This window comes from Bacillus sp. RC251 (assembly GCF_044908765.1).
Classification (GTDB): Bacteria; Bacillota; Bacilli; order Bacillales; family Bacillaceae_G; genus Bacillus_A; species Bacillus_A wiedmannii.
Genome location: NZ_JBIYDP010000001.1, coordinates 1,144,202 through 1,162,381 on the forward strand (window position 1 = coordinate 1,144,202; position 18,180 = coordinate 1,162,381).

An 18,180-nucleotide genomic window follows, 5' to 3' on the forward strand; every position below is an offset into this window, starting at 1 on the left:
TTTCACTTTATTAAAAAACGCCTCAAAGAACAATGTAGTTCTTTGAGGCGTTTTCTTTCAACTCACATTATCAAGATTAAATCGCTGAATGGAAGTCATTTGATTTAGGCGGAGAGGCTGCTTTTTTCATAAGAATTTCCCATATGTGTACGGATTTCTTCCATTCTGCTGCGGCCTGTCCCTTTTGATACATAGCGTTCTCATAACTGAAAGTAAGTTGTTGCATATGAGCCGAGTTGTAAAGTGTATCAATGTGGAGAGCATATTCTCGGAATGTTTGACTTTCCCCTCGTGGTATACCAATTCTACCAAATTGTTTTAAAAGTGCACCGTAAGCTTTGCTATAAACAGCATCATCTTTTCGGTATTTGTAGAAAAGAATGATAAAAAATGTAATCCATTTCATTCTAGTGGTGAAGAGAATGTATCCGATGATACTAATTGGTATCGTAGAGAGGAATACGTACCACCAAGAAAGTCCATTTTTAGAATTTGTAAGCTTCTTAGTAGGAGCGTCTTCTGTATCTTCAATTAAACTTTTGAGCTTTGCTTCATTGTTTCTTTGGTGCATTTGCGCATTTTGAGAATTAGTTTCTTCGCTATTTTGTGTAGTAGGAGCAGGAGTATTATTTGTGAAATTATAGGGATTGGTAAATCCTTTTGTTGGTTCGAATGGAATCCATCCGTATCCTGGGAAATATACTTCGACCCAAGAGTGTGCGTTATCGTTCGCGATTTTATATACAGCCTCACCTTCTGCACCAACTAGTGTGTTATCAAGAGTTCCTTCTGTATAACCTTTTACCCATCGAGCAGGAATCCCAGCAGAACGAAGTAACACGATCATAGATGTCGAAAAATTATTACAGTAGCCGCTTTTTGTATCAAAAAGGAATTGATCAACATAATCTTGATTTTTGGTAGGGAACAACACATTCATTGTTTCATATACGAAAGAATGGTCGGTGAAGTAATTTTCAATAGCTAATACTTTATCATATCGGTTGTCTTTATCATTTGTTAGATTAATAGCTAAGTCTCTTACTCGCTGCGGTAATGATTCGGGAAGTTGCGTGTACTTTGTCATGAAATAAGGATTTGTTTCTTGACCTTCATTCGTTTTTACAGCTTTCAAGTTTTCTATGGAAAACTCTGGGACCCCATATGTTACTTTATATGAATTTAAAGTAGTAGAAGAACCTCCGTCCATCGTATAGATTTTTTCAGAAAATGGGTCAACGCTGTATGATACATCTGAGGAAGCCTCAACTGAGATTAACCCTGCTGGATAGGTAAGGTGAGGATATCTTTTTTGCATGTTGATTGTTGCCTTAGTTGTCTCCGTTTTTGTATTTTGTTCGTACCAGCTCACGACGTCGTTTTTATTTTTAAAAGAAACCTTTTTTTGATTTTCAGAAACTTCCCAGCCTTTTCCTGTATAAAAATCTTTCGTTTCGACTCTCCAATATTGTTTGTTTTGCGTTTGTGCTGTGAAAACAATTGTAGGATCTGCCTTAAAAGGACCGCCTAATCGCGAGTCATCTAAACCATACCCAATTTTAGAAACTTCTTGTTTTTTACTTGCTTCGGATGTGTTGAATTTAAAAAAATCCATTGGGTTTGGCCATTGAGGGCCAAATTTTGGAGCAAAGTATGCGATAGTTGCTGACAATACAATAAATATTGTAAGAGGTTTAAGTAATTTTGAGATTTCTCTAGCATAATTTTGTAAGTGTTCCATCTCTTTTATTCGTTCTATGCGGAGAAGACTAAGCATAAAAAAGCCGATGACAACAGTACGAATAATAGCGTAGTTTGCATGATATAAATGTAAGTTATGAAAAACGGTGATATAAATAATAGTCAATATAAGAAATAACAGCCCACGTTTTTTATGAATCATCCAAAAAGAGATGAAAGCACTCAAAAACCAAAATGATAAAAAAAATAAAAGTGTTGGAAAAACTGGAGAGATATCCAGCAAATTCCCCTGGAATAACAGGGAGAAATTTCGAGAAATATCAGTGGAAAATTTCGTTAGCCAAGATGGGTTTATAAAAGCATTTTTATAATATAGGAAATGAATGATGAATAAAATTGTGACGATTTTTATTGGAATCTGCCACCTTGTTTGAAAAAAATAGAGTGTGAAGCAAATCCCTATAAATATTACGAAAATATCTAATCTACCTACGTTTGTAATACCTATAAGGGGCCTTAGCCATTCTAGTAAAAGTAGAAATGCGCATGCATGCATGAAAAATCTAGTCATATCCAATTGTTTTTTTGACTGTAATGTTATCATTTGCTCACCTCAAAAAACACGTTTGTATACCGGTTTCCATAAATCATATTTACAAATATTTTTCGTTTTTGTAGAGTTTCTAGAATACTGAGTTCTCGATGTGAGAGTTGGTTTACTTTTTCTTTTACGACAAACACCATTAATTTTCTATTTTTTATAGCAGCAAAGTCAGCCGCCTTTTGAATATCGGGAGAAAGATCGCTTGTCACGAGTATAATCGTGACGGGCTCATAAATTTTTCTTAATTCCATTTCTACACTCCGGGAGAGTGGGAATACACTATCTGCTTGTACCTTCGCTAAATGACAAAAGATTTGATGTAACTGACTATCTCCATTGTCTAAAGGGAAAAAAGTTCGTTCTTTTCCGACAGATACGAATGACGCCGGTGAATTTTGCTTCAAGACAGACCTGACAATAGAGGCAGTAAATGTGACGACTGATTCGAATAGAGGGGATGGGGTTCTGTCCATGAATATCATAATATTATGGCTGCGCTGTTGTTCAAACTCTTTCGTCATAATGTTGTTTGTTCGTGCAGTTGCTTTCCAATCAATCCATGAAAAGCGGTCACCAGGTTTATAGTCTCTCACACCGACAGAAATGGTAGAGTCTTTTACTAAATTTATATTTGCTGAAAGTGCTCCTTGTTCGAAATGATTTTCCATTTGTCGATATGTTATATCTACATACTGAGGGTAGACTAAAAATGTATCTGGAACTGAAAAAGTTACTTCTTTCTCCATCATACCGAATAAATCACCAGTTTTGACACGTACGCTTGAAAAAGTGTGCTCTCCTCTAGGTATTGTGTCAATTGCATATTGAAACGAAATATTTCGTTTCAATCCTGGAAAGAGTATTACTTTATTCATCTTCGTTTGTTTACAATTTGTAAATTGTGATGGCAGCACATCTTCTATAATTAAATACAGTAAGGGAAAAGGAAAACTTCTTTTTAGTGTAATCGTACTTAAAAAGGGTTCTCCTGCTACATATTCGTCTTGATTTGTTGTTCGTTTTACCTCGGCGTTCCGTAAAGCATAGAAGGGAAGCAGTAGTGAATAAAGGCCAATAGGAATCATACTGTAAAACAAAAACCAACTTACAAATCCTCCTTGAAGCATAGCGTATACAAATGTTAAGACTAGGCATAACGGAATGAGTGATAACTTAGTAAAATGATAGAGTGCTCGTAGTATCCGTTTCATCAAAGGTTCATCTTCCTTTGAGTAGGTACGGTAGTTCGTGCAACGATTTTTGCGATAACTTGTTCTCCTGTAATTCCTTCAAATTTTGCTTCCATTTTTAGAATGAGTCTGTGAGCCAACACGTAAGGAGCTAAAAATTTAACATCGTCCGGAATAACATAATTTCTGCCATGGATGAATGCGTAAGCTTGTGAAGCTTTCATTAAAGCAATCGAGCCACGTGGACTTGCACCTAGTTGTATAGAACTATAAGAACGAGTCTGACTAACAAGCTTTACAATGTAATGCTTAATTGCTTTCTCCATACTTACTTCCCGTATGCTTTGTTGTAAATAAAGTAATTCTTCTATTGTTGTAATAGCTTGTAAATGGGAGAGGGGATTTGTTTTTTCCATCCTGTTTAAAATTTCAAACTCTTCTTCTGGTGTAGGATATCCCATTTTTAGTTTCAATAAGAAACGATCGAGCTGTGCTTCTGGTAAAGGATATGTTCCCTCATATTCGACCGGATTTTGTGTAGCCATTACAAAGAACGGTTTTGGTAACGGTCTTGTCATGCCATCTATTGTAATATTACCTTCTTCCATACTTTCAAGTAAGGCAGACTGTGTTTTTGGAGATGTACGATTAATTTCATCAGCCAGTATAAAATTTCCCATAATTGGTCCAGGCTTAAACTCAAATTGGAGCTCTTTCGGATTATAAATAGAAACACCTGTTACATCTGATGGAAGTAAATCAGGTGTAAATTGAATGCGTTTGTAATCAGCATCAATAGATTTAGAAAGGGCCCGTACTAACATTGTTTTCCCAACGCCAGGAACATCTTCTAATAGTACATGACCTTCAGCTAAGAGAGCTGTCAAAGCTAAGATCGTTTCTTTTCGCTTTCCGACCATTAACTTTTCAATATTGTTAATTATTTTTTCTATAATGGGATGTAATGAATCAAGCTGGTGCATCGTAATCCTCCTAATGTTATTATCGTTTTTTAATCTATTTAGTGGAAAATAGAGTGTATCCATCTAATTGCGGGCAGTAAAGATTTTATCTTTAATTCTAAGAATATTCAGATTATTTATTGTGATTACATCTAGTATAATTGTTTCCGTAACTTAGGGCAATATGGTAAATAATGATTTCTCGTTTTATGTGAAAAGAGAAGCGGATAGGAAATTTAGTTATATGGATAGAGAGGGTGGAGAAGTATCAATATTTTTCACACAATGAAAAAGAGGGACATGAGCATTGCTATTCATGTCCTGTGACTTATTTATTCAGCTATTTGCCGGGAGTAAAACTTTCATCTCAAAATTCGGTTGGAGCAAAGAAGTTAAGTGTGGGCTAATAATGAGTGGGATAAACAAAACCGCTCCACTTATTATAGTTTCACTTTATGCTCTCGTAATGGCACGTGGAAATAAAATATTATTTTCTAAATGAATATGCTCAAATAAATCAGACTCTAGCGCTTCAAGACGTTGGTAAACAAGTCGATAAGTACCGCAAGCGTCTTCTGGAGGAGTAAAGTCATTTGTCACTTTACGAATTTCTTTTATAATATTTCCAGCATGATTGTGCTCATTTTCTAGTTCATCTACTACTTTACGTAACTTTACATAATTTTCATCAGTTGGATTTTGTTCAAATTCTAAAATTAATGGGAAGTCTTCCGTTTCTTCTTTAATTAAATGCTGTTCTAATTCCATTTTAAGTTCATGAAATAGCTTATGAATTTGGGCTAAATGAGGCTGATTTGCTCCATGAACGCGTAATACTTTCGTCACATATGGACTTAACTGCGGTAACTCTTCATGTAAATAACGATGATGCTTATGAATTACATAATCAATCAATTCACGATAAGAAGCACTTTTCCAATCAATTTCAGATTCATTTAATCGTTTCGTATTATGATAAAGTGTATTTAACTTTGTAATTACTTCATCCGCCGATAAATTTCTTTCATGAATTGCATCAATAAGCGGCTTATTACCACCACAGCAAAAATCTATTCTATACGATTTAAAAAGATCACTAGCTTTCGGAAATTGCGTAACAATCTCACCAACAATTGAAGTTTCAGTAAATTTATGTTCCATATGAATGCCTCCATAAAGTTTTAATGTAATATCTAAATTAAGAATAGTGATACTTGAAAAACAATGTAGTGATTGAAATCACTTTTAGTGTGTCAGTTTTGAGAATAATAGGATTGTTATTCAACAGAGGATATTACAGAACCGATAGCGAAGATTTTTTGAGTTAGGAAATTATTAAAAGAGCATTATTATGATATAGATGGTTTACAAATGTATTTTCTATCAATCTAAGATTGTTTTTGGGTAGGAAGTGTATCTATTATAGGAGGTTTTTATGGAATATGTTTATCATATGGTACCAGAGCAACTAAAAGGAGAATATTTAATCCCATTAAATGAATTGAAAAGGGTATATCCAAATTTATATGGTGAGTATATACAAAAATATAAAGATCATACTCAAAGGGAGAGCTTATTAAAACGTAAAATACCAAAACTAGAATGTTTATGGAATGATGTTGTGCATTGTTTACCACTGCATCCTTATGAGATTTATAAAGTATTACTGGAGATAGGAATAAACCTTCATACAAATAAACTGTTTTATAAAATTCCTGTTAGCGTACTGAATGGTCAGTGTATGGCAATATACAAGTACTCAAAGCATAATTGGGGTGGACCAAATAGAGAATTAGAAGAATGCGAAATAGAACTCATCAACTTTAATGAATATAGAGAATTAAAGCAATTAAATACCTGCACAAAAGAATATTACAGAGAGGAATATGAAAAGGGTAGAAGATTCGGGATGTTTCACCTAATTCCACATGTTCTTGTCAAAGGAAAAGTGGAGGTGAAAAATATTGAAATCATTAATTGGAGTATTGATCCCGTTAATGATTAATATTATAAGCATTAAAAAAATAAGATGCCATTTTGAATGGATATATGGCTTACAAGAATGGAAGAGTAATTTAGTTTTATACGTAATAGTAAAAAAGAAGCTTACTAGAAGCTTCTTTTTCATTGCTATTTTTCACATGCGACTCCATCGCCATCACGATCAAGTTTAGAGCTATAACCTGGTTGGTCTCTATATAATGGAGCTTTTCCAGCATTTTTAACTTCAGTACAATTTTTGTAAGTTACATTACTATTGCTACTTGCAGCAGGTTGTGTTTGAGCTTGCTGTGCTTTTTTCTGTTCCTCTTGTTGTTTACGAGCTTGTTCATCAGCTTGGCGTTTTTGCTCTTCTTGTTGTTTACGAGCTTGTTCATCAGCTTGGCGTTTTTGCTCTTCTTGTTGTTTGCGAGCTTGTTCATCAGCTAGACGTTTTTGTTCTTCTTGTTGTTTGCGAGTTTGCTCTTCGGCTTGGCGTTTTTGCTCTTCTTGTTGTTTGCGAGTTTGTTCATCGGCTAGACGTTTTTCATCCTCTTGCTTACGAGCTTGTTCATCGGCTAGACGTTTTTTATCCTCTTGCTTACGAGCTTGTTCATCGGCTAGACGCTTCTCATCTTCTTGCTTTTGAGTTTTCTCGTCCGCTTCTTTCTTTTTATCATCTTTTTTCTCTGCATTATTAGAAGCGACTTGTTTATTTGTTGCTGTCGTCTTTTCAGAAGAAGGAGCTGAAATACTTGATAATGCAACAAAAATGACAAATAAAATAGCAGTGATAATAAATTGTTTTTTTGCTACACCTGTCTTTTTAATTACGGATAAGATTGCTAGAACAAGGAAAAAAATAAATAAAATTAAACTTAAAGTAGCAAAAAAATCGATGACTGGGTGTTCAGATTTTGTAGTGCCCATTCCTATTAAGAGAATTGAAATCATAAAAAGAATAACAGTAGGACGACCATATTGTTTTGCTTTTCCAGTTTTCTTAAAGAATGAAATGATACATAGTATTAAAAGAATAAAAGCAATAAAAAATAAAGCTGCACCAATATTACTCAAAATCGCCATTTTTATACCTCCATTTGTAAGATTTTCACTATTGATTATATAGGAACTTATTGGATATTACACGATTTATATAAATTTAGAAAATTAGTATTTTTAATAGACTTATAATCATTTATTTTATATATAAGGAAAAATAGATATATTTCCTATTACATTTTTAAGTAGAATTCATAAAGTATAATATATCGATTGAAAGGAGGGGGTTTAAATGGAATTTCAATTATTGGTAACTTGTATATTACAAGAAGGTAATGCTTTCTTTTTAGTAACGAAAGTAGACGATGTTATTACGTTAAAAGTACCGATTACTGCGGGAGTAGCAGGTTTATTCTTAGCTTTAGGTGTACCAAGATGTTCTTAATTTAAATTTCTAGAGTAGAAGGGAAGGGATATACCTTTCTCTTCTACTCTTACATAATCTGATTATGTAAACTAAAATATTGTTTTGTAATAGCACGTTTAAAATGGACATGCATATACTATAATGTTTCATTGGATGTTAGTGATGAAAGGTAGTTTTCACACGTGCATGTAATGATGTTCATTAAGTTATGAAATTAAAGAGGTGCTATTATATATGAAAAGAAGAACATTTGATATTCCAGTTACATTGCGAAGAGAGTGGTTTTTAATAGAATTAGCCCATTTAACGAAAAAATATGGAATTGAAATTGCAACTAGCAAAATGGAAGCTGCACCGTTTTTAAGAGATCAAGTTACGGAATCAAAAATAGGATCAGGGCTCCAATACGATAAATATGATGATGAGTATATCATTGAAAATTAAAGGATACCAGCAAAAAAAATTCTTTATAACAAAATATAAAATAAAGCAGATTCTAAATATGGAATCTGCTTTATTATGAAATACTTCTAGTCAACTATCCTCTTTCTAGTGTTTTTCCTACATATTTTTCTTGTGTTATTCCAAAAGATTCACGAAGAATGCGAGCATAATCTTTTGATTCTATTGGTCGTTTATTTTTTGTGCCTTTAAAGGTTTCTGTATAATTTTTATTTGTTAATGATACGTGACCATAATCAGTTAATTTACAAGTAATAGCCCCTTTATTAAAAGGCGATTCTTTATGCTCTACAATCACTTTTTGAATGTTATTCACTTTTTTCTCATCTATTGGATGTAAAGTGAAAGCATAGCCTATTTTCCATTCGTGTGAAGGTTCAGATTGCAAGAAATTTGTAGATTCCCCGTTAGCTCCTTTTCTCATTTCTAAAATGTGTGTACCTTTTCGGGTAGTTTGTTTGCGAATTCGATATTCTCCCGTTTGAGAAGAAATCACTTCTCCGTTAAAAGGGACGGGATGTAGAGGTAGATGAGATGCAAAACCTGCGTCTATAACATAATCTTTATAATTATGATTTAATATGATAATGACATGACCATCATCGGGTTTCCATTTATTATCGTAAAGATCATAAACAGTACCAGCTACTTTATATACTTGAAACCCACAATCCATTAAAAAGTAATACAATAAGGAGTTTAATTCATAACAAAGACCGCCTCGTTTTTGAATTAGTAACTTTTCTACTAAGTTATTTTTTGAGATGTTTTTAATAGTACCAGCCATAATATCGAGATTTTCATAGGGGAGAATCAAGCCCATTTTCAAGAGAATTTCATCTAAATCATTAAATGTTATTTCTTTTGCAGGAATTTTTAGTCGTTTAAAAAACTCCTTTTGTAAATTGGTCATCATAAAGCATTCTCCTTTCTTTTTACAGAATTTTCTTCTGCTCACCGATAGGTTAGTACTTATAAAAGTTTAATTCAAGTCTGCGAAAATTATCATAATATATGTTTCTCGGAAAAATATTTTCTATTCGAAAAATTCAGTTTAAAATTTAATGGTAGGAAAGTCTTACAGTATAAGCCTCTATTCGTTTGTTTTGTATAAAATTAAATAAAAGTACATATCTTCATTAATCTTTTTTATAACTAGGTGGTAATAAAGTGTTTTTTTCCTAAAGTTTTTTCAAGATTTGTATACTTTATATAGACAATAATGATTTAGAGATATTTGGATTTAGTACGGTTAACAATTATTGAGAAACTTTTTTATAGTGTTCTCTCAAAAGGAAGAGATAGAAACAAAGAGAATAACGTGAGTTAAGAAAGAAGGTGTACTAGTAATCTCTTGCAAATAGGGACAAGATTTTGTTTAAGTAAAAAGATTATCTAGTATTAAGAGAGAAGATAAAAAAATATTACAAAGAGCACCTTCTTTCAAAAAAAGTGGGGGGAGTAACATGCGATTGATGAGAAGATGTGTTGCCTTACTGATTGTATTTTTAATTATGGCTCCAATGATTAGCACGAATGTACGGGCAGAAGTTGTAAAAGAGCTTGGAAAGGGATTTCCTGATACAGAAGTATTTACACCTGGAGAATGGTTTTTAGGTCAAAAACCTACTAATTATGATGAGAATAAGCCTCCAATTCTTTTTGTACAAGGAAGGAATGGGAATGCTGATAGTTGGTATGGAAAAACAGTGTATCACGATATAAATGATATGTATGACTATGCTTTGAAAGCAGGCTATCAAACAGTATTTATACAATTATATGATGCTGCTGGGAAAGGGTCAGCTAGTCAGTGGGACAACGGAAAATTGTTAGCACAAAAGTTAGAAGAAATATATAATCACTTCGGTAAAAAAGTTAATATTGTAGCACATAGTAAAGGCGGTATCGATACACAGGCTGCATTAGTAGGATATGGTGCAAATCGATTTGTTGGAAATGTTATAACGCTTGCGACGCCACATCATGGATCAAACTTGGCGGATTTATCATATAGTTGGTGGGCAGGATGGCTTGCTTCTATATTAGGTCAAAAAGATGATGGTACGTATTCATTGCAAATGGGGGAAATGGCGAAATTTCGTTCAACGATTGATAATAATCCATCAGCTAAATTAAATCGTTACTATACGGTTACTGGTACTAGCTGGGGACCAGTATTTTCTGCGTTATCTATGGGCGGGTTCTATTTGTCATCATACGGTTCAAATGATGGACTAGTAAATGAGTGGAGTACTAAGTTACCGTATGGAACGCATTTATTTACAGATTCCAGATTTGATCATGATAATATAAGAAAAGGATCTGCTGTTTTCTCTCGAATTGAACCATATTTACGTACATCAAATGTAGCTGTACCAACTTTAGTAGCATCCAGCACTAGTTCAAATGAAAATATAGAACAACTAAATACAACTTCAAATCAAAACATTTTAGGAGGAGAATTGCTACAAAATCAGTGGATAGAGCAAACCGTTACGGTTGATAAAAAAGCTGAAGGAATAGTTTCTATCTTAACAGCGTCTTCAGATGTAGAAGTACAAATGATATCTCCAAAAGGAAAAATGTATACAAATAAAGATAGCGTTATAACTACTGGTGAAGGTGAATCTTTCTTTGGTGGTGCGACTATTAGAACATTTAAATTTGATAAAATGGATGTAGGAGAATGGAAAGTTAAAATGATGGCGAAGCAGTCGAAAGATGCATTTTTAATTGTAAGCGATCACAAGAGTGGTGCACCATTTGTTCTCCAAATGCCTACAAAAGTTAAAGTGAATAAATCTGAGTATAAACTGAAAAAATCACCTGTGGCACCTGAAATGAAAGGGGATCTTTCTATAACAGTAAGAGTAGTTAATAAAGAAGGGAAACTAGTCTCTGAATATAATGAATTACAAAAGGGTAATAACAATACGTTTACTGGTGCTTTGAAGGACATAAAGCAACCAGGAGTATATAACGTTACGATGGATATAAAAGGGACGAATAAAGAAGGACAACCGTATAATCGTACAATTGTTAAGTCGGTTTATGTGGAGAAGTAAGAAAGAATGAGAAGTTTTTAATATAAAAAGTACCGAACTTTTGTAGTAGAAGAGTTCGGTACTTTTTTCATGTTTATTAGATTAACAGAAACGTACAATGGAATTTATGTTTGATTATAGGAATCAAAAGAGCATTATTCAATAAAAAAAGATGCTGAAATAGCATCTGAATGTGAAGAGGATTATTAACTTAGTTTTATAACTGTTAATTCAACTGAATTAATACCATTATCACAAGTTGCAATACTTTGACGATTAAAACCACTATTATTTTTCAGTTGAAGAGTGGAATTAGCTGTCACTGTAACAATCGTTTCGCCTGCTAGTTGAAGACATTCGTTATTTGATGAAGTATTCATTTGGAAAGCGAAATCACCTTGACTATTAGCGAGTGGATTATTATTTAAAAATATAGTCATGACTGGAATATGTGGAAATACAGGATTTGAAGTAGTGTTAATCGTTGAAATGAAAGAAACTCTATAATCACCAGCTTGACTAAATTGTATAGTAGTAGGATTTAGTAAGGAAACTCCTCCTGCTATAGGGCCAACGTGATTAAATGGAAAAGGATCTCCAAAAGGAACAGTTATAAACTCAGTTTGCCAAAAAGTGCCGTATGCTGGACAGCTTTTTTTATGTGAATGGTCGCATGAACATTTTTTATAGGAACTAGAAGAGGAGTTGCATGAACATTTTTTATATGAACTGGAAGAAGAGTTACATGAACATTTTTTATTTGAATTTGAAGAATGATAGTATGAACCCAATATATTACCTCCTATTATGAATGAAGTGTATACTCATAGTATTTTATGCTTGTCTTATATAAAAGGTGATAGATTTGGAGTATAAAGTGCTAATACGATGAAATGTAGTAATAGAATAGTAGCTGTAACGATTTTGAAGAAGAAAAGGTTGATGTTTTGGTGGAAATATCAGTGGAATATCTTGAAAGATTGAAGTAAAGCGGGCACTCATATTTTACATGTGAAAGTAAAACCATTATCCTCAGTTGCAATGATGTGATCGTTTAAGTGAATGTCTATTTTGAAGTGTTTGTATATTAGAGTTTATGGTTGTTATCTTTTATTTACGTAGTGGGGCAGGAAGAAGACGAAAAGTATCGAATGAATGTACATATGTAGCATTGTTTGCTTTTGGTGTGAATAAGTAATAAAAGATACGTTGAAATATTTTAAACCGTAACAAAAGAGCGATTAAATAATAGAGGGAGCAACTTACATGGAAAATATATTAAAGGTATCTTCAAAATCAAAACCAAATTCAGTAGCAGGTGCAATAGCTGGTGTACTAAGAACAAGTGGCAATGTGGAAATTCAAGCGATTGGAGCGGGTTCTATAAATCAAGCGATTAAAGCAATTGCAATCGCAAGAGGATTTGTTGCTCCAAGTGGTATTGATTTGGCCTTTGTTCCAGCATTTCAAGAGGTTACTATTAATGATCAAGAAAGAACGGCAATTAAATTAATTGTAGGTCCTAGAAGGAAAAGGTAACTGCAGTAATTCAGTATTGAAATGACATTTAACATAACAAACAAAAAGTGTCACAAATGCTTATGAAATAGGCATTTGTGACACTTTTATAGTTTTGTGAGAATAAAAACCCCTAAAACTGCTCATTCTTCTCCCAAGATTCCACAATATAATGTGCAATCGTCGGGTTGAACCCTTTCCCAACTAAAAACATAATCGCAGCAACTTCTGTTAAAGCGTGTTTGTGTGATGTATGTTTTGCTTCATTTAAACCGTAATCTACCCAAGGTTTTACGAAATCTAGTACAGGTTTCTTTAAAGGTAAAAACTGTGTACCGACGACTTGTTGAATTTGTTGTTGTGTTGGTTCTGTAATTGGTCCAGGCGGTAAGATTTGCGGTTGTGTAATATCAAATGTTGGTCCTGGTGGTAAAATTTGTGGTTGTGTTGGATCAATTGTTGGTGGTTTAGGCGGTGAGACACGCGCGTTGTAGTTTGGTTGGTACATTTGTTGTTGGTATTGTGGTTGTTGCGGCTGAGTTGCGTATGGATTTTGTTGAAATTGTTGCTCTTGATTTTGTGGTGCTACATATGGATTTTGAGGGTATTCATAATTTGGACGTGAGTCGTATGGATTTTGTTGATATTCAGTTTCTTGATTTTGCGTTGTTGCATATGGATTTTGCTGATATTGTTGTTCTTGATTTTGCGGTGCTGCATATGGGTTTTGAGGATATTCATAATTAGGACGTGTGTCGTATGAGCTTTGTTGATAATTAGCTTCTTGGTTTTGCGGTGTTTCGTATGGATTTTGTTCATATTGTTGCTCTTGTTCTTCATATTGTTCTGTGTATCTTTGTTCTTGTTGCTGAGGATAAAATGGTTGTTGTGGGTAAGGCGGTTGATTATTATAGAACATGTTTATTCCTCCTTCATGATGATGCCTACCACCCAGTGTATGGGCGGACAAGAAAATATGTGATGAAAAAATGCGGGCGTGTTACAATAAGTAACTGGGTGAAGATAAAATGACAAAACAAGAAAAGATTCAAAAAACAGTTACTTTTGTAAAACATATTTTAGAAAAAGATGCGAGTGGGCATGATTGGTATCATATTGAACGCGTACATAAACTGGCGATTTCTTTATCCGAGCAAGAAGGGGGAAATCGTTTTATAATTGAAATGGCAGCATTACTTCACGATGTGGCAGATGAGAAGTTAAATGAAAGTGAAGAAGCAGGAATGAAAAAAGTTTCTGATTGGTTAGAAGAGTTACATGTTGAAGCAGAGGAAAGTAAACATGTTCTTCATATCATTGCCAATATGTCTTATAAAGGTGGTCATGGCGGTAAAGTGGATTCACTTGAAGGGAAGCTTGTTCAAGATGCGGATCGCTTAGACGCTCTTGGAGCAATTGGAATAGCTCGCACATTTGCGTATGGTGGAGCGAAAGGGAGATTAATGTATGATCCAACTATTCCTCCACGTGAAGTGATGACGAAAGATGAATATAGAAAAAATAACGATCCATCTTTAAATCATTTTTATGAAAAACTTTTGAAACTAAAAGACTTAATGAACACGAACGCAGCAAAACAAGAGGCTGAAGTTCGTCATCGTTATATGGAACAGTTTATTGAACAATTTATGAAAGAGTGGAATGCACAAATATGAAAATGTTAACTGTGGAAAACTTATCGAAATCATACGGAGAAAAACCGTTATTTGATGGATTATCATGTAGTATTACAGAAGGACAACGTGTCGGAATTATAGGTGTAAACGGTACTGGGAAATCGACATTATTAAAAATTATTGCAGGGTTAGAAACTCCTGATACAGGTGATATGACGCATTCACGTGGTTATACAATTAGTTATTTATCACAGCAACCAGAGTTTGATGAAAAACTAACAGTGTTAGAACAAGTGTTCCATGGTGATACACCTTTAATTCGTCTTCTTCGTGATTATGAACAATCGTTATTAAATATCGAAAAAGATCCAAGTAATGAAAAAGTACAAGAACAATTATTTGCAGTGCAGCAACGTATGGATGCGATGAGTGCATGGGAAGCAAATGCGAATGCAAAATCGTTATTAACGAAATTAGGAATTACTGATTTTACAGCAACTGTTGGAAACCTATCTGGTGGACAAAAAAAGCGTATTGCAATGGCGCAATGTTTTATTGAAACACCTGATTTATTAATTTTGGATGAGCCTACGAACCATCTTGACCATGAGACAGTTGAATGGTTGGAAGAATATTTAGCAAGATATACTGGTGCGGTATTACTTGTAACCCATGATCGTTATTTCTTAGATCGTGTGACAAACCGCATTTTTGAATTAGACAATGGTAAACTATATAGTTACGAAGGAAACTATAGTACATTTTTAGAAGCGAAAGCACTTCGTGAAGAACAAGAAATTGCGCAAGAATCAAAACGTCAAAACTTATATCGCCGCGAACTAGCATGGATCCGCCGCGGTGCAAAAGCTCGTTCGACAAAGCAAAAAGCACGTATTCAACGATTTGATGAGTTAAAAGGTCAAGAAGGACCAGCTGCAAAACAGTCAGTTGATATTGCGCTTAGCGGGAGTCGCCTTGGCAAAAAAGTACTTGAGTTAAAAGATGTAACGAAAAAATTCGGTGATAAAACGGTATTACACAACTTTAATCATATTGTGAAACCAGGAGATCGTATCGGAATCATTGGAGCGAATGGAAGCGGAAAATCTTCTCTATTAAATATGCTTGCAGGCAAGTTAGCTCCTGATAGTGGTGAAGTTGAAGTAGGACAAACTGTAAAAGTTGCTTATTATACGCAAGAAAATGAAGAGATGAATTTAAATCAACGTATGATTGAATACATTAAAGAGATTGCAGAAGTTATTCATACGACAGACGGAAAAGTAATTGGTGCATCTCAAATGTTAGAACGTTTCTTATTCCCGACGCATTCACATGGTACACCACTTGGGAAACTATCTGGTGGGGAAAGAAGACGTTTATATTTATTACGTATTTTAATGGGAGAACCAAACGTACTATTACTTGATGAACCTACGAATGACTTAGATACACAAACATTAACAGTACTGGAAGATTATTTAGAAGATTTCCCAGGTGTCGTTTTAACTGTATCGCATGACCGTTACTTCTTAGATAAAGTAGTAGATGAATTGTTCATCTTTAGTGGCGGAGGCGAAGTGCGTGAATTCCTAGGTAGTTATACGGACTTTTTAGAAATGGAAAAGACGAAAGAACTTATTGAGAAGGCGGAAGTTCAAAAAGAGAAAAAAGTGGTAGAAGAAGCTCCGAAACAACAACGTAAACGTAAACTTTCATACAATGAGCAGCGTGAATGGGAAACAATTGAAGATACAATTGCCGAACTAGAAGAGAAAATTGAGTCAATTGGAGAAGAACTTGCGAAAGTTGGATCTGACTTCACAAAGGCACAAGAATTATCTGAAGCACAGCAGAAAACAGAAGAAGAGCTAGAAAAAACGATGGAAAGATGGAGTGAACTATCAGACATCGTTGAAGGATTAAAATAAAAACAAGCTGCATATATTGAAAAGTAAAGAGAAAAACTTTACACTATTGGTAGAACCTATTTTAGGAGGGAAAAAATGAGAACATCTAATCCAATGTTGAAAAAAGAGGCATTCCGTAAAGAGGGAGCAAGCGCTTCTGCGATGACGATTGGCGGAACAGTAGGCAAAACGTTTATTATGCTTATCTTGCTACTTGCAACGTCTGTCTATTCATACATACAGATGATGCAGGGGACGATGAAGATGCCAGTACTAATTGGTGCTTTAATCGTTGCGGCAATCATCGCATTTGCGTCTATGTTCTTCCCACGTATTTCACCTTTTGGTGCACCAATCTATGCGGCAGTAGAAGGGGTTGTATTAGGTAGTATTTCAGCGGTTTATACAATGAAGTTTGGCGATTCTATCGTTTTAAATGCTGTATTACTAACAATCTCAATTCTATTTGCAATGTTAGTGTTATATGCAACGCGTGTAGTAAAGGTAACGGATAAATTCCGTACAGGCGTGATGGCAGCAACACTTGGAATTATGGTTATGTATTTAGTCGTATTTCTACTAAACATGTTTGGTGTAACTGTTCCGTACATTCACCAAGGCGGTACGATTGGTATTATTATTAGTGCAGTTGTTATCGTAGTTGCTGCATTAAACTTATTACTAGATTTCGATTTAATCGAAAATGGTGTACGTAGTCAAGCTCCGAAATATATGGAGTGGTACACTGCGATGGGACTAATGCTTACATTAGTTTGGTTATACTTGGAAATTCTTCGTTTCGTTTCTTACTTTACGAAAAATGACTAATAAAAAAATCCTGCATGAAAAATGCAGGATTTTTTTATTTTTAAAGATAAATTGATGATATGGTATAATGTGGATGTTGATAACTTGAGTTAAAGGGGGATGGAATGTGATGAAAGAGAAGAAAGGGATTATGAAAAAACTATTTTCTAAAAGTTTTTTCATAGAACTAGAAGATGCTTTAACGTATCCATCATCAGAAGTTATTATTTCCACTATCGAAAGGTATGCGGTTGAATGTCAGGAACAATTGAATTTTGAGAGTAAAGTTAAACCGATTACTTTTTACTTAGAAAATGTAATGTACCGTGTTGAGATAAAGATGGCTCGCGGTGGATATTACATTTCCTGTAGTGAAGTATAAATTTTGAAACCTTACATGTTTAATATATGTAAGGTTTCTTTTTTTCTTTTATAGCATATAAAATAATATTTTTTACTTTAAAATATATTATTTTACGCTTTTTACCCTTCATACATTTTTCTTTACAATGAAGAAAAATATGTGAGGTGGTATAACTTATGATGAATCGAGTTGTATTAATCGGTAGATTGACAAAGGAGCCAGAATTATACTACACAAAGCAAGGCGTCGCTTATGCACGAGTATGTGTTGCGGTAAATAGAGGTTTTCGAAATAGTTTAGGTGAGCAACAAGCAGATTTTATTAATTGTCTCGTATGGAGAAAATCGGCTGAGAATGTAACTGAATATTGTACGAAGGGGTCACTTGTTGGAATTACCGGACGTATTCATACGAGTAATTACGAGGATGATCAGGGCAAGAGAATATATAGAACTGAAGTTGTGATAGAGAGCATTACATTTTTGGAGAGAAGGCGGGAGGGCGCATCACAATAAGAGAGGACGTTAAACAATGGTTTGGGGGAATTAGGTGGAAAGAGAAAGAATGAA

18 protein-coding genes are annotated in these 18,180 nt (G+C 34.2%); 10 read left to right on the forward strand and 8 right to left on the reverse strand.

From position 1 onward, the window contains the following. Window positions 1-76: 76 nt before the first annotated feature. The 4 genes from ABH961_RS05850 to ric form a co-directional block, all read right to left on the reverse strand. Window positions 77-2,305: a transglutaminase TgpA family protein gene (locus ABH961_RS05850; protein ID WP_098076423.1), complete on the reverse strand. Its 2,229-nt coding sequence runs from the start codon at window positions 2,303-2,305 to the stop codon at window positions 77-79. Beyond that, window positions 2,302-3,516, reverse strand: coding sequence for a DUF58 domain-containing protein (locus ABH961_RS05855; RefSeq protein ID WP_098076420.1), 1,215 nt, complete (start codon window positions 3,514-3,516; stop codon window positions 2,302-2,304). Before ABH961_RS05855 ends, ABH961_RS05850 begins: the two co-directional genes overlap by 4 nt. After that, on the reverse strand, window positions 3,516-4,478 hold the full coding sequence (locus ABH961_RS05860) for an AAA family ATPase (RefSeq protein WP_098076417.1): 963 nt from the start codon (window positions 4,476-4,478) through the stop codon (window positions 3,516-3,518). The genes ABH961_RS05855 and ABH961_RS05860 overlap by 1 nt, the downstream gene beginning before the upstream one ends. Window positions 4,479-4,910: 432 nt before the next feature. Continuing rightward, window positions 4,911-5,618 (reverse strand): iron-sulfur cluster repair di-iron protein, encoded by a 708-nt coding sequence (gene ric / locus ABH961_RS05865; protein ID WP_098076415.1) that lies wholly within the window; start codon window positions 5,616-5,618, stop codon window positions 4,911-4,913. Window positions 5,619-5,892: 274 nt separating this feature from the next. Here ric and ABH961_RS05870 point away from each other — a divergent pair, with 274 nt between their 5' ends. Continuing rightward, window positions 5,893-6,462: a group-specific protein gene (locus tag ABH961_RS05870; RefSeq protein ID WP_098076412.1), complete on the forward strand. Its 570-nt coding sequence runs from the start codon at window positions 5,893-5,895 to the stop codon at window positions 6,460-6,462. A 125-nt stretch (window positions 6,463-6,587) separates the two neighbouring features. Here the strand turns inward: ABH961_RS05870 and ABH961_RS05875 are convergent, their stop codons facing one another. Continuing rightward, a complete protein-coding gene (locus ABH961_RS05875) occupies window positions 6,588-7,523 on the reverse strand; it encodes an excalibur calcium-binding domain-containing protein (RefSeq protein ID WP_404519034.1) in 936 nt (311 codons plus the stop codon). A 208-nt stretch (window positions 7,524-7,731) separates the two neighbouring features. Here ABH961_RS05875 and exsG point away from each other — a divergent pair, with 208 nt between their 5' ends. After that, window positions 7,732-7,884: an exosporium protein ExsG gene (gene exsG / locus ABH961_RS05880; protein WP_000395678.1), complete on the forward strand. Its 153-nt coding sequence runs from the start codon at window positions 7,732-7,734 to the stop codon at window positions 7,882-7,884. Window positions 7,885-8,100: 216 nt separating this feature from the next. Further along, window positions 8,101-8,310 carry a hypothetical protein gene (locus ABH961_RS05885; RefSeq protein WP_000830253.1) on the forward strand — a complete coding sequence of 70 codons (210 nt, stop codon included), beginning with the start codon at window positions 8,101-8,103 and terminating at the stop codon, window positions 8,308-8,310. A 94-nt stretch (window positions 8,311-8,404) separates the two neighbouring features. Here the strand turns inward: ABH961_RS05885 and ABH961_RS05890 are convergent, their stop codons facing one another. Continuing rightward, complete coding sequence (locus tag ABH961_RS05890) at window positions 8,405-9,244, reverse strand: arylamine N-acetyltransferase family protein (RefSeq protein ID WP_048540941.1); 840 nt, start codon at window positions 9,242-9,244, stop codon at window positions 8,405-8,407. 550 nt (window positions 9,245-9,794) lie between these two features. On the opposite strand from ABH961_RS05890, the gene ABH961_RS05895 reads away from it, so the two are divergent. Next, complete coding sequence (locus ABH961_RS05895; RefSeq protein WP_098076392.1) at window positions 9,795-11,396, forward strand: esterase/lipase family protein; 1,602 nt, start codon at window positions 9,795-9,797, stop codon at window positions 11,394-11,396. Between the two features lie 185 nt (window positions 11,397-11,581). On the opposite strand, the gene ABH961_RS05900 is transcribed toward ABH961_RS05895, so the two are convergent. After that, window positions 11,582-12,166: a hypothetical protein gene (locus ABH961_RS05900; RefSeq protein WP_002085940.1), complete on the reverse strand. Its 585-nt coding sequence runs from the start codon at window positions 12,164-12,166 to the stop codon at window positions 11,582-11,584. 475 nt (window positions 12,167-12,641) lie between these two features. On the opposite strand from ABH961_RS05900, the gene spoVS reads away from it, so the two are divergent. Beyond that, window positions 12,642-12,914 (forward strand): stage V sporulation protein SpoVS, encoded by a 273-nt coding sequence (gene spoVS, locus ABH961_RS05905; protein WP_000427790.1) that lies wholly within the window; start codon window positions 12,642-12,644, stop codon window positions 12,912-12,914. A 112-nt stretch (window positions 12,915-13,026) separates the two neighbouring features. Here spoVS and ABH961_RS05910 read toward each other — a convergent pair whose 3' ends face one another. Beyond that, window positions 13,027-13,812, reverse strand: coding sequence for a hypothetical protein (locus ABH961_RS05910; protein WP_098069429.1), 786 nt, complete (start codon window positions 13,810-13,812; stop codon window positions 13,027-13,029). 109 nt (window positions 13,813-13,921) lie between these two features. Here ABH961_RS05910 and ABH961_RS05915 point away from each other — a divergent pair, with 109 nt between their 5' ends. The 5 genes from ABH961_RS05915 to ABH961_RS05935 all read left to right on the forward strand — a co-directional run bounded on the left by ABH961_RS05915 (window position 13,922) and on the right by ABH961_RS05935 (window position 18,126). Continuing rightward, window positions 13,922-14,569: an HD domain-containing protein gene (locus ABH961_RS05915; RefSeq protein ID WP_098076389.1), complete on the forward strand. Its 648-nt coding sequence runs from the start codon at window positions 13,922-13,924 to the stop codon at window positions 14,567-14,569. After that, window positions 14,566-16,461 (forward strand): ABC-F family ATP-binding cassette domain-containing protein, encoded by a 1,896-nt coding sequence (locus ABH961_RS05920; protein ID WP_000783185.1) that lies wholly within the window; start codon window positions 14,566-14,568, stop codon window positions 16,459-16,461. The genes ABH961_RS05915 and ABH961_RS05920 overlap by 4 nt, the downstream gene beginning before the upstream one ends. A gap of 75 nt (window positions 16,462-16,536) precedes the next feature. After that, window positions 16,537-17,268, forward strand: coding sequence for a Bax inhibitor-1/YccA family protein (locus tag ABH961_RS05925; protein ID WP_001260655.1), 732 nt, complete (start codon window positions 16,537-16,539; stop codon window positions 17,266-17,268). A 106-nt stretch (window positions 17,269-17,374) separates the two neighbouring features. After that, entirely contained in the window at window positions 17,375-17,629 is a 255-nt protein-coding gene (locus tag ABH961_RS05930) for a DUF4318 domain-containing protein (RefSeq protein ID WP_046959282.1), read from the forward strand. A 158-nt stretch (window positions 17,630-17,787) separates the two neighbouring features. Continuing rightward, window positions 17,788-18,126: a single-stranded DNA-binding protein gene (locus ABH961_RS05935; protein WP_046959283.1), complete on the forward strand. Its 339-nt coding sequence runs from the start codon at window positions 17,788-17,790 to the stop codon at window positions 18,124-18,126. Window positions 18,127-18,180: the final 54 nt, after the last annotated feature.